General features: G+C 64.8%; 10 protein-coding genes. 9 read left to right on the top strand and 1 reads right to left on the bottom strand.

Annotation, left to right across the window (positions count from 1 at the left end; all coding sequences use genetic code 11):
• From L0G76_RS10070 to L0G76_RS10035, 8 genes are all read left to right on the top strand, one after another.
• A partial coding sequence (locus L0G76_RS10070) for a hypothetical protein (RefSeq protein ID WP_304357117.1) occupies window positions 1–1097 on the top strand: 1097 nt, incomplete at its 5' end.
• Between the two features lie 67 nt (window positions 1098–1164).
• Window positions 1165–2304, top strand: coding sequence for a hypothetical protein (locus tag L0G76_RS10065; protein ID WP_304357116.1), 1140 nt, complete (start codon window positions 1165–1167; stop codon window positions 2302–2304).
• 197 nt (window positions 2305–2501) lie between these two features.
• The gene (gene betT, locus L0G76_RS10060; RefSeq protein ID WP_304357118.1) at window positions 2502–4736 is read left to right on the top strand and encodes a choline BCCT transporter BetT; all 2235 of its coding nucleotides are present in this window, start codon (window positions 2502–2504) and stop codon (window positions 4734–4736) included.
• Window positions 4737–4891: 155 nt separating this feature from the next.
• Window positions 4892–6082, top strand: coding sequence for a hypothetical protein (locus L0G76_RS10055; protein WP_304357115.1), 1191 nt, complete (start codon window positions 4892–4894; stop codon window positions 6080–6082).
• Between the two features lie 137 nt (window positions 6083–6219).
• Entirely contained in the window at window positions 6220–7734 is a 1515-nt protein-coding gene (locus L0G76_RS10050) for a lipase maturation factor family protein (protein ID WP_304357114.1), read from the top strand.
• A gap of 176 nt (window positions 7735–7910) precedes the next feature.
• Window positions 7911–8876 carry a metal ABC transporter substrate-binding protein gene (locus L0G76_RS10045; RefSeq protein ID WP_304357113.1) on the top strand — a complete coding sequence of 322 codons (966 nt, stop codon included), beginning with the start codon at window positions 7911–7913 and terminating at the stop codon, window positions 8874–8876.
• Complete coding sequence (locus L0G76_RS10040) at window positions 8873–9616, top strand: metal ABC transporter ATP-binding protein (RefSeq protein WP_304357112.1); 744 nt, start codon at window positions 8873–8875, stop codon at window positions 9614–9616. Before L0G76_RS10045 ends, L0G76_RS10040 begins: the two co-directional genes overlap by 4 nt.
• Window positions 9613–10497: a metal ABC transporter permease gene (locus L0G76_RS10035; RefSeq protein WP_304357111.1), complete on the top strand. Its 885-nt coding sequence runs from the start codon at window positions 9613–9615 to the stop codon at window positions 10495–10497. The genes L0G76_RS10040 and L0G76_RS10035 overlap by 4 nt, the downstream gene beginning before the upstream one ends.
• Before the next feature lie 80 nt (window positions 10498–10577).
• On the opposite strand, the gene L0G76_RS10030 is transcribed toward L0G76_RS10035, so the two are convergent.
• A complete protein-coding gene (locus L0G76_RS10030; protein WP_304357110.1) occupies window positions 10578–11840 on the bottom strand; it encodes an Nramp family divalent metal transporter in 1263 nt (420 codons plus the stop codon).
• A 105-nt stretch (window positions 11841–11945) separates the two neighbouring features.
• On the opposite strand from L0G76_RS10030, the gene L0G76_RS10025 reads away from it, so the two are divergent.
• Window positions 11946–12218, top strand: a 273-nt coding sequence (locus L0G76_RS10025) for a TetR/AcrR family transcriptional regulator (protein WP_304357109.1), incomplete at its 3' end; no start/stop codon positions are given.

Genomic DNA, 12218 nt, shown 5'->3' with positions numbered 1-12218 from the left:
CGCTCGCTCTCTTCATGCTGGTCGTCTTCGCCCTCGCGAACGCCGGCATCGATCCTCGGGCCGGCCGCGTCGGCGACTTCGACCCCAAGGGCGCTGCTTCGGCCTGCTTCGGCCTGCTCGGCCTCTACCACTCCGTCGCGATCATCTTCTTCGACGACGATGATTCGCCGAAGACAGCTGACGCGGCCACCGACCCCCACCTTCCCAGGGCACCCGATTCATATACCGGATTCGTTCGACAGGCCTGGTACAAGGTGCTGTCGGTGGGACCGATCTTCGCGGTCATCTGCACAGCCTCGGTGTTCATCTGGCATTCGTTCGCTGAGTTCCCGGGAACTCTGGGAACGGTCTGGGGCGATTACACCGCGTCACCGCTGCCCGCCCTCGCACTCTTCCTCCTGTGCTGGGCCGCGACCAACATCGGGTTCACCTTCGCCGCCATCGCCGAGGCATTCAACCGTGATCGCCACGGACTGTTCATCGCAGGCATGATCGTCATGTTCTCAGCGGGCCTCGGCATCACAGTCGGCTTCTTCTTCCTCCCGGATCAGCCGACCGGTCCTGCACTGATCATGGCCGTCATCGCGTTGCCCGTGAGCCTGATCGCGCTCCTCGGTGCCCGCGCGTGGGCCAGTGTCCGAGTCGCCCACTACGACGCGACTCATCCCGGACCGAGTGCTCGGGAACGACGGCGTCGGGCCCGGTTCGGTCACCAGCATGAGCAGCGTCACCAGAATGAGCAGCATCAGCCGCGGCCCCACCCAGACGGGCCACCGCACGACATGCTCCGCCGTGGCGAGAAGCTGCTCATGCACTTCCCCAGCGACCGCACTCCGGAACCGCAGATGCTCATCGCCACGGATCAGAGATTCGCCCGGGCCTCGATCCTCGGATCCGAGAGGACCTTCGTCCTCGAACAGGCCGCCCCCGGACAGCTGGCAGGGGCCAGTTCGCAGCGCGAGGGATCCGATCTCGTGACGATTGCGCACTTCCGTGATCGCCAGGACATGCGCGTCGTCGGCGGCAATCCCGAACAGTCCCGGGCCTTCGCCGAGGCGGTCACCCTGCTGGCGCGCACGGGACAGGTTCGCCGCTGACGAGGCGACACAGATCTGGAACAATCCTGCACCTCCTGCGGCGATCTCAGCTGTAAGACTTCAGAGCATGAGGTTAAGAACACACACATTCTTCGCAACAGTGATCTGCGGTGCCCTCCTTGCTGTCCTCGCGCTTCTCGCCTTCTCCCTCTTCAACGCCGGCATCGATCCTCGGACGGGTCACCGCGGGGACATCGACCCCTCATCTGCGGCGATGGTGGGTTTCGGCGTCCTCGGCTTCGTCCATTCCATTGCGATCATCTTCTTCACCGACGACGCAGCAGCTGCGAAAGGCCGCCGCTTCGAACCCCGGATTCCCGATTCATTCACCGGCTTCATCAGGCAGGCGGCAATCAAGGTGTTCTCCGTCGGCCCGATCTTCGCCGCCTTCGCCGCAGCCTCGGTGTTCATCTGGCATTCGATCGCCGCAGTCCCGGGAACGTCGGGAACAGTGTGGGGCGACTACATGACCTCGCCCCTGCCGGCCATCGTTGTCTTCCTCGCCTGCTGGAGCGCCGCGAACATCGGATTCGCGATCGCCGCCTGCGCCGAGGCATTCCATCGCACCCGGTCCGGTCTCTTCGCCACGGTCCTCGTCGCCACGGTCCTCGTCGCCATGGTCATCCTCGGCCTCGGAATCACTGCCGGATTTGCATTTCTGCCATCGCAGCCGACGAGCCTCGCGTTGATCGTCACTGTCATCGCGTTCCTGCTGAGCCTGCTCACCATGGCCGGGATCCGCGTGTGGGCCATTGCTCGAGTCGCCCGTTGGGAAGCACCCCGTCCTGCCCCGACGCTGTGGCCGGAATCCCGTGCTCAACGCTTCGACTCCGTTCTTCCGGGGGCTCCGGGGGCTCCGGGGACGTCCTATACCGGCGGACCACCGTTCGACGTCCTCGAGCCCGACGAGACGGTGCTCACGTATTTCAAGAGTGAGCGCACACCGGAACCTCAGCTCCTCATCGCCACGAATCAGAGGTTCGTCCGTGCCTCGATCCTTGGGTCCGACAGGACCTTCATCCTCGACCAGGCCGCCCCCGGGCAGTTGGCCGGAGCCCGGTCGGAGCGCGTGGGGCGCGACCTGATGACCACTGCGCACTTCCATGATCATCCGGTGATGCGCGTCGTCGGTGGGGATCCCCGGCAGTCACGGGCCTTCGCCGTTGCGGTCACTCGTCTGACGCGATCGGGACAATTCCGTCGTTGAAAACACAACCATCACAGCCCCGTCCTCGCCGTGGTTGCCGGGCCTCACGCCCTACCTGCAAGTAACGACTTGGTCCTGAAAGGAAGGGGCGGAGTCACTGGGAAAATTCCGAGAGCCTAGGATGGATCGGTGCCCTTTTGGGCGAGTCCAAAGTTTCCGACCGGAGGTTATGCGTGCAGGATTCCAACGATGAGAAGATGAAACGGCCGATCGTCGAGCGTGAGCGCTTCGGCGGAACCGACAGGCCCGCCCGTGACGTCGACCCGGAGAAGCGCCCTCCGATCTCCAGTACGGAGATGAGCCGCGGCCCCGCCGAACTCACGGACGAGCGGGGATCTCGGGTCAACTGGAAGGTCTTCATCATCTCCTCGGGGGTGATCCTCGCATTCTCCATCTGGGCGATGCTCATGCCCGACTTCGCCCAGACCACGATGAAGTCCATCGTCGACTGGATCGCGACCAACCTCGGCTGGTACTACGTGCTGACGGTCACCGTCGTCATCGCCTTCGTCCTGTGGGTTGCACTGTCCAAGGAGGGCTCGGTCCGATTGGGCCCGGACCACTCCAGGCCGCAGTACAACCTCTTCACCTGGGTTGCCATGCTCTTCGCCGCAGGCGTGGGCATCGACATGCTCTTCTACTCGGTGACCGGACCCATCACCCAGTTCTTCCAACCGGTCAATGCCGATCCCGAATCCGCGGCAGCCGCTCAGGACGCCGTTGTGTGGACGATGTTCCACTACGGCATCGCCGGCTGGTCGATGTACTCGCTGCTGGGCATGGCCATGGGCTACTTCGCCTACCGCTGGGGCATGCCGCTGTCGATTCGTGCGGTCCTCTACCCGCTGTTGGGCAAGCGCGTCCGCGGCGCCACCGGCGACGTCATCGACATCTTCGCCCTGGTCGGCACCGTCTTCGGCGTGGCCACCTCGATGGGCATCGGCGTCGTCCTGCTCAACGTCGGCTTCTCCGAACTCTTCGGACTCCCCCAGGGTCTCGCCCTCCAGATCGCCCTCGTCCTCGTCGCCGTCGTCATGACGATCGCAGCCTGCACCTCGGGCGTGGACAAGGGCATCCGCCTGGTCTCCGAACTCAACCTCTGGTCCTGTGCCGCGATGATGCTCTACATCCTCGTCACCGGCAAGACCGCGTTCCTGCTCAACGCCATTGTCGAGAACATCGGCCGCTTCATCTTCACTCTGCCCGAACGCACCCTGTCCACCTTCGCCTATGTCGAGGACGGCTCCGCATGGATGGGCGCCTGGACGCTGTTCTTCTGGGCATTCTGGCTGGCTTGGGGTCCCTTCGTCGGACTCTTCCTCGCCCGGATCTCCCGTGGGCGCACTCTGCGTGAGTTCGTCATCGCCGCGATCACCGCGCCGGTGCTCTGTGACTTCATCATCGTCACGATCTTCGGCAACTCCGCCCTCGCCGAGGTCTTCGACGGCAACAACGAATTCGCGCAGCTGGCCATCGATTCACCCGAACAGGGCTGGTATGCCCTGCTCGACATGTTCCCGGGATCCACCTTCCTCATCGGTCTGGCCACGCTCTCGGGTCTCCTCTTCTACCTCACGAGCGCGAACTCGGGAGCAATGGTGATGTCGAACTTCAGCTCCAACATCCCGAACCCCGAGGAGGACGGAGCCAAATGGCTGCGCATCTTCTGGGCACTCGTCACCGCCGTGCTGACCATCGCCATGCTTGTGGCCGGTGGAGTGACGACAATGGAATACGCGACGCTGATCTTCGCCCTGCCGGTGACGATCATCGCCTACCTCGTCATGGCCTCGTTCTCCAAGGTTCTGCGCATGGAGAGAGCCGAGCGGGAGGGTCGGTCCCGCAAACGTCGGACCACGGCGGCCCACGGCGGCCGGACCCCGGAGAAGACCTGGCGTCAGCGTCTGGCGACCCTGCGCTCCTACCCGTCGAAGAAGGCCGTCGACAGATTCGTCAACGAGGTGGTCGAACCTGCGCTCGAAGCCGTGGCCGCCGAGTTCCGCGAACTCGACTACACGGTCGAACTCATCGAGGACCCGGACACGGAGTCCGAGATCACGGAGTCCACGCTCATCGTCGACATGGGTCAGCAGCGCAACTTCCAGTATCAGATTGCCGCTGTCGAACACAATGTTCCCTCGTTCGGCGGACGCAACGCTCCTCGCGGCGATGACGTGTACTACCGGATCGAAGTGTTCACGCAGACCGGTTCCGAGGGCTATGACCTCATGGGTCTGAGCTCTCAGCAGATCATCGACGACGTCCTCGACCGCTACGAGAACCATCTGTCGTTCCTCGCCTACTCGCACGAGCACTCGTACCAGTCGGTCGTGACCCCGCCGACTCCCCCGGCCACGGACTCGATTCCGGCGATACCCACCTCAGCGGATGAGGTCGAGGAGGTCGAGCCGGCGGCTGCCGCGAAGGACTGAAGCCGCGGACCCTCCGACATCAGGCGGACGCCCCGAATCCCACCTCGCCGAGGCTGCTCACCGTCAGTGAGCATGCCACCTCGGGGAGGTGGGCTGCTTCAGATCTGCAACACGGTTCCGTCACCGGTCGGGCCGTCGGCTGGGAGGATTGAGGCATGAGGACCAGAGTCCATCTCCACCCCATGTTCCCAGTTGTGATCAGCGGACTGGTGTCCTCAGCGATCGCGACACTCGTCTTCCACACCGCAAACAGCGGGTTCAGCCTGAGGCCGGGCCACGCCGGCGATGCCGACCCGACGATCGCCGCATCGGCGGCTTTCGCCATCCTCGGCTTCGTCACCACGATTGCAGTCATGCTCTTCGAAGAGGACGGAACTCGAACCAACTGGGAGTCCAATGAGCTCCACCGGGGTCATGTGCTCGATCGGTTCACCGCGTTTGTGCGCCGCCCCTGGTACAGAGTGTTCTCCTTGGGACCGATCAGTGGGCTGCTGGCCGCCGCGTCGGTCGTGTCCTGGACTGCGCTCGCGCAATCCCCGGGCGAACCCGGAACGGTATGGGGCGACTATCTGCAGTCGCCGCTGCCCGCACTCGTCGTGGTCCTCTGCTGCTGGATCTTGGTGACACTCGGGCTGATGTTCAACGGCATCGTCGATGCCTGCAGTCGCACGAGCAAGGCAGCGTCCATCACCGTCTTCGTCCTCAGTTTCGTCATCTCCCTCCTCGTCAACCCTGTGATCCTCGTGCTCGCCCTGTCCTATCTGCCGACGGTTCAATGTCTCGTGGTCTGCCTGCCGATTCTGCTTCTGGCACTGGGTGCACAGTTCGCGACCCGCCGTTGGGCCATGGGTCAGGCTCGACTCCTCGGCTATGACCGCCCCCGACCCCTCGGCGCCTTACGGAGGTCGTCACTCGCATCGCGGATCGGGTCAGCATTCGCCAGGCGTGAGGGCAGCTCACCTTTCGGCGTGCAGGGCCAGATGGCTCCGTTCGGCGCTCAACTGACCACCGGCAACCATCCCCCATTCGACGTACTCAATCCCGGTGAGCGCATCCTGATGTGGCTGCGCGGCGACCGCACCCGGCCGCCGCAGATGCTCGTGGCGACCGATCGCCGGTTCATGCTGGTCTCGACCACCGGCCATGGCCGCGGCTTCGTCCTCGCACAGGCCGGGCCCGGACAGCTGCTCGGGGGAACATCGCACTACCCGGGGGCCGACGCTGTGACACCCGCGCACTTCAGCGACCACCCACCCATGCGCATCTGCGGCCAGGACCCGATCGCCTCGGCCCGATTCGCCGATGCGCTCAACAACCTGGCCCGCACCGGCAGTTTGCCGAGCTGAGGTCTGCCGAGCTGAGGTCTGCACCCCGCCCCCTTGCACAATCTTCACGCGGGGACCATAGTCGGAACTGAATCGCCCAGGGCCAGGCCACCGGGCCACCGGGCCTGGGCCGGCCGATGTTCGAGGAGGTGTGAGCCATGGACCTCGGGGTTCTGCTGTCATTCCTGACCGCCGAGGACTACACGATCGCCCGCGAAGTGCTGCAGCGCGGCGTCGCGACTCTGTTCTTCATCGCCTTCCTCAGCGCCTGGAACCAGTTCCCCGCCCTGCTCGGTGAGCGCGGGCTGACCCCAGCACCTCGCTTCATTGCACTCACCACCTCTGATCAGGCACCGAGCCTGTTCCGTTGGAAGCACTTCACCTACACCGACCGTCGGCTGCGCATTGTCTGCGGCGTCGGCATGCTGGCAGCCGTGACCGTCATCATCGGACTGCCCCAGGCCGGTCCCGCGTGGACCACGATCCCGGTGTTCGGGCTGATGTGGTGGCTGTACTTCTCGATCTCGAGCATCGGTCAGCGCTTCTACGGCTTCGGCTGGGAGTCCCTCCTGCTCGAGTCCGGGTTCCTCGTCGGCTTCCTCGGCTCCCACGAGGTGGCTCCTTCGCTGCTGATGATCGTCTTCCTCCGCTGGTTCGTCGTCCGCGTCGAGTTCGGGGCGGGCATGATCAAGATGCGCGGGGACAGCTCCTGGCGTGACCTGTCCGCCATGGACTACCACCATCAGACCCAGCCGATGCCGGGCCCCTTCAGCCGCCGCGCCCACCTCATGCCCGGGTGGTGGCATCGCAGTGAGACGCTGGGCAGCCATGTCATCCAGCTCATCGCCCCGTGGCTGCTGTTCCTGCCCCAGCCCATCGCCTCCTTCGCGGCCGTCGCCATCATCATCTCGCAGCTCGCGCTCGTCGTCACCGGCAACTATGCGTGGTTGAACTGGGCGACGATTCTGCTCGCCTTCGCCGGGATCAGCGACTCGTTCCTGGCCTGGATCGTCGGCGGTCCGTGGCCCGGGTGGGGCTGGCCCGGTTCGTCCGGCGCCGAGGCGACCGATGCCTCCAGCGCCCTCCCCCTGTGGTGGGCGATCCTGATCACGGCCTTCGTCATCTGGCAGTGCGTGCTCAACGTCCCTGCCCTGCGCAACCTCTTCTCGCGCGGTCAGCTGATGAACGCGAGCTTCAACCGGTGGGGGCTGGGCAACGCCTATGGGGCCTTCGGTTCGATGACCGAATCCCGCGACGAGATCATCATCGAAGGCACCCTCGATCCCGAGGCGACGATGGCTGAAGGCGACTGGCGTCCCTACGTGTTCAAGGGCAAACCCGGTGACGTGCGCCGCCGCTCACCGATCGTCGCGCCCTATCATCTGCGCCTCGACTGGCTGATGTGGTTCGCGGCCCTCGGCGACTACCGACAGTCCTGGTTCTCTCGTCTCGTTGAGCGCATCGGCTCCGGGGATGCTCAGATCCGCACCCAGTTGGGTCCCGATCCCTTCGACGGTCAGGCACCGGCACTCATCCGAGTCCGGATCTTCACCTACCGCTACGCCACCGGCGAGGAACGGCGCCAGGCCGCCGAGGAAGGAGCGCCTCGGCCGTGGTGGGTGAGGTCGAATCCGCGCACCATGGTCGAGCCGACGGATCTGCGCGGCGGCTGAGGCTCGGATTGTTCGGCTGACGGTTGACGAGTGACAGCTCTGCAGAACCGGACAGGATTGCCCATTTGCGCAGATGAGAAAGTTGCCACCCGAATCGGTTCGATCTAGAGTTAACGTACCTTAACTTTTCGAGTCCGATTCAGCCTCGGGCACCAGTTTCCGAAGCAGGAGCCGCCTTGCCCCACCTCAGACATCATTGCCGCAGACACCGCCACCTTGCTCGCACGCTGACAGCCGTCACCGCCTCGGCCCTGGCGCTCGGCCTCACTGCCTGCGCTGCCAGCAGCTCCTCGCTCGGCTCGCCGGGCGGCCAGGGAGACAAACCGGTCGTCCTCACCACCTTCACCGTGCTCGCCGACATCGCAGAGAACGTCGCCGGCGAGCATCTCGACGTCGCGTCCATCACCAAGGCCGGAGCCGAGATCCACGGCTATGAGCCCACCCCCGGAGACATCCGCAGAGCGTCGCAAGCCGATCTCGTCGTCGACAACGGGCTCAATCTCGAACAGTGGTTCGAACAGTTCGTCGGCGACCTCGACGTCCCCCATGCCGTCGTCAGCGAAGGGATCGAGGAACTCTCTATCACCGAGGATGCGTACGCCGGTAAACCCAACCCCCATGCCTGGATGAGTCCGCTCAACGTCCAGATCTATGCGGACAACATGGCCGCAGCATTCAGCGAGCTCGACCCCGAGCACGCGGAGGAATTCAGCGCCCGGGCCGAGAGCTACAGAGCCGAGCTGCAGACGGTCCAGGACGAACTCATGGAAGACCTGTCCGCCCTGCCGAAGAGACAGCGCGCGCTCGTCACCTGCGAAGGCGCATTCTCCTACCTCGCCAGAGACGCGGGGCTGAGTGAGAAGTACATCTGGCCCGTCAACGCAGAGGCACAGGCGACACCCGGTCAGATCACCTCGGCGATCGAATTCGTCGAAGACAACGACGTGCCCGCGGTGTTCTGCGAGTCCACGGTCTCCGCAGCACCCATGGAGCAGGTCGTCGAGGCCACCGAGGCTGAGTTCGGCGGCACACTCTACGTCGATTCGCTATCCGAGGCCGACGGCCCGGTCCCGAGTTACCTCGACCTCATCCGGCACGATTCCGCAGTCATCGCCGATGCCCTGACCGGGAAGAGCTCATGAGCACGCCCGCCATCACCGTCGACGAGGTGACCGTCCACTACGGGCAGGTCCTGGCCCTCGACCGCGCCGGCCTCACCCTCGGGGCCGGCCGGATCTGCGGGCTGATCGGCATGAATGGGTCCGGCAAATCGACCCTGTTCAAGACCATCATGGGACTGTTGGAACCTGATCGGGGACGCGTGATGATCAATGGCACGTCCACGATGAGCGCACGACGATCGGGCGTTCTCGGCTACGTCCCGCAGAGCGAGGACGTCGACTGGGACTTCCCCCTGTCGGTGCGGGAAGTCGTCACCATGGGCCGGTACGGGCACATGGGACCGCTGCGGATGCGCCGGAGGGCCGACCGCGAGGCCGTCGACCGCGCCCTCGAACGCGTCGAACTCACCGAGTACGCCGACCGCCAGATCGGCCAGCTCTCGGGAGGACAGAAGAAGCGGGCATTCGTCGCCAGAGGCATCGCGCAGGGCGCCACGATCCTGCTCCTCGACGAACCGTTCGCCGGTGTCGACAAGCGCACCGAAGCAACGATCACACGACTGCTGCGAGAGCTCGCCGCGGCCGGTGCCACGGTGCTCGTGTCCACCCATGATCTGCATGCGCTGCCGAGTCTGGCCGATGAGGCGATCCTGCTCATGCGCAGGGTTCTGCTCCACGGCGAACCCCAGGAGGTCCTCCGACCCGAGAACCTCGCCCTGGCCTTCGGACTCGATGTGATGAACAGCGGTGATAGGACATGACCGCCGTTCAACTCGTGCTCGAGCCCCTGGGATACGACTTCATGCTCCGCGCCTTGGCGACGACGCTGATCGCATCGATCGTCTGCGCCGTGCTCTCGTGCTGGCTGGTGCTCATCGGCTGGTCGCTCATGGGTGATGCCGTCTCACATGCGGTGCTGCCCGGCGTCGTCCTCGCCTACGCCCTGGGCGCACCGTTCGCCCTCGGTGCGGTGATCTTCGGGTTCCTCGCCGTCGGCCTCATCGGTGCAGTCCGCGACACCAGCCGCATCAAGGAGGACGCAGCGATCGGGATCGTCTTCACATCCCTGTTCGCCCTGGGTCTGGTCCTCATCTCCGTCACGCCGTCGCACACCGACCTCAATCACATCATCTTCGGCAACCTCCTCGGCGTCTCCTGGTCCGAACTGCTCCAGGTGTCGATCCTCGGCGCCATCACCCTGACGGTGCTCGTGGCCAAGAACCGGGATTTCACGCTCTTCGCCTTCGACCCCACTCACGCCCATGCCCTTGGGCTCAACCCGAAGCTCCTCGGCGCGATGCTGCTCGGGCTGCTCGCGCTCACCTCCGTCGTCGCATTGCAGGCCGTCGGGGTGGTGCTCGTCGTCGCCATGCTCATCATTCCCGGCGCCACCTCATACCTCCTCACGGACCGATTCCAGCGCATGCTGCTCATCGCGCCGGCGATCTCGATCGGCTGTGCCTTGCTCGGGCTCTACTCGAGCTACTACCTCGATACCGCATCCGGTGGGATGGTCGTACTCTCCCAAGGTGCGATCTTCGCTCTGGTCTACCTGTTCAGCCCCCGACACGGGCTCATCGGACGGCGACTGTCTGCGCGGAAGAGACGTCGAGACCTCATCGGTGCGGGCTCGGACGCATGATACGAGGGCGCACTCGGCACCGAGGCCAGAGAGACCGAGCTCGTCCTCCGCTTCAGTCGATGCCCAGCCCGTCCTCCGCCTCAGTCGATGCCGAGGGCCAGCAGCACGAGAAGCACGACGTTGAGGACGACGATGAGCGCCGAGGCGGCGATCGCCACGACCGCGATGATCCTCGTGTTCGTGTACTCCCCCATCACCGTCCGGTTCATCGTCAGCCTGACCAGGGGAATCATTGCGAACGGGATGCCGAGGCTGAGGACGACCTGGCTGAGCACGAGCGACCAGGTCGGATCCGCACCGAGTCCTAAGATGATGAGCGCGGGGATCATCGTCACCGCCCGCTGCCACACGATCGGCACGTTGACCCGCAGCAGCCCCTGCATGATCGAGGCCCCCGCATAGGAGCCGACGGCGCTCGAGGCCAGCCCCGAGGCGAGCAGTCCGATGCCGAAGAACAGACCGATAAGCTCGCCGAGGTTGGCCGTCACGACCGCGTGCGCGCCCTCGATCGTGTCGGTGCCGTCCTGACCGCGCAGCGAGGCGGCGGCCAGAAGCAGCATCGCGATATTGACTGAGCCTGCGATGACGAGGGAGAGCACCACGTCCCAGCGGCTGGCCTTGAGCAGCTGAGGAATCGAGGCTCGCGGAGCCGTGCCGTGCCGGTCGACCGACAGCGCCGAATGCAGGTAGATCGCATGCGGCATCACGGTCGCGCCGAGCATGCTTGCGGCCAAGACCACCGAGTTCGTGCCCTCGAGCCTGGGGACGATTCCACCCGCGGCTTGTCCCCAATTCACATCGCCGACGAACAAGCCTGCTAGAAAGCCAATGGCGATGATTGCGAGCAGGGTGATGATCACCGTTTCGAAGGGGCGCTGACCGCGGGTGGACTGGATCGAGAGCAGGAACAGGGACACGACTCCGACGATGATTCCGCCGAGGAGGAGCGGCAGGTCGAAGAGGATCTTCAGGGCGATGGCACCGCCGATCACCTCGGCGAGGTCCGTGGCGATGGCCACGACTTCCGCCTGCGCCCAGTACGCCAGCCGGGAGCGTCGACTCAGCCTGTCGCCGAGGAGACTCGGCAGTGACTGCCCGGACACCAGCCCGAGCTTCGACGACAGGTACTGCACGAGGACGGCGACGAGGTTGGCCGCGACGAGGACCCACACGAGGCGGTATCCATACTGGGCACCGGCGGTGAGGTTGGCCGCGACATTGCCCGGATCGACGTACGCGATCGCGGCAACGAAGGCCGGGCCCAGGAGGAGGAACGTCGAGACCTTCTTCGGGCGCGTCGCGGAGACTTCGGGGCTGCCGGTTTTCGATGGATCGACGTTCATAAAGTTAAGGTACATTAACTTTCCCTTCCGGGCAACACCTGCTCATTTCACCGCATCCTGTGTCTGAATCTGGTAACTGAACACGGAAAGGCTTAGGATTCGACTATGGTCACTGAACATGTTCACTCACGCACCGATCGGCGGCTGAGAACCGAGGAGAAGATCATCTTCGCTGCCGCCGATCTGTTCCTCGAACTCGGCTACAAGACCACCACGGTCCGAGGAATCGCCAAGCGCGCCGAGGTGTCGGTGGGCAGGGTGATGGCCGCCGGCGACAAGGACGTCCTCCTCGTCCGCTGCTACGACCTCTGGATCGGACAGCTCCAGTCCGGGACCCATGTCCTGCCGACCCGAGCACGCACCCGGTCCGGTGCAGCG

The sequence above is a fragment of the Brevibacterium picturae genome (assembly GCF_030453725.1).
GTDB classification, from domain to species: domain Bacteria; phylum Actinomycetota; class Actinomycetes; order Actinomycetales; family Brevibacteriaceae; genus Brevibacterium; species Brevibacterium sandarakinum_A.
Note: the sequence above shows the minus strand (reverse complement) of the source record. Positions and strands in the feature narration are given on the sequence as shown.

Bases quoted from the DNA above. Each gene is read 5' to 3' on its own strand.
- betT (WP_304357118.1), top strand. From the start codon at position 2,502: ATGAAACGGCCGATCGTCGAGCGTGAGCGCTTCGGCGGAACCGACAGG.
- L0G76_RS10050 (WP_304357114.1), top strand. From the start codon at position 6,220: ATGGACCTCGGGGTTCTGCTGTCATTCCTGACCGCCGAGGACTACACG.
- L0G76_RS10040 (WP_304357112.1), top strand. From the start codon at position 8,873: ATGAGCACGCCCGCCATCACCGTCGACGAGGTGACCGTCCACTACGGG.
- L0G76_RS10055 (WP_304357115.1), top strand. From the start codon at position 4,892: ATGAGGACCAGAGTCCATCTCCACCCCATGTTCCCAGTTGTGATCAGC.
- L0G76_RS10035 (WP_304357111.1), top strand. From the start codon at position 9,613: ATGACCGCCGTTCAACTCGTGCTCGAGCCCCTGGGATACGACTTCATG.
- L0G76_RS10030 (WP_304357110.1), bottom strand. From the start codon at position 11,840: ATGAACGTCGATCCATCGAAAACCGGCAGCCCCGAAGTCTCCGCGACG.
- L0G76_RS10065 (WP_304357116.1), top strand. From the start codon at position 1,165: ATGAGGTTAAGAACACACACATTCTTCGCAACAGTGATCTGCGGTGCC.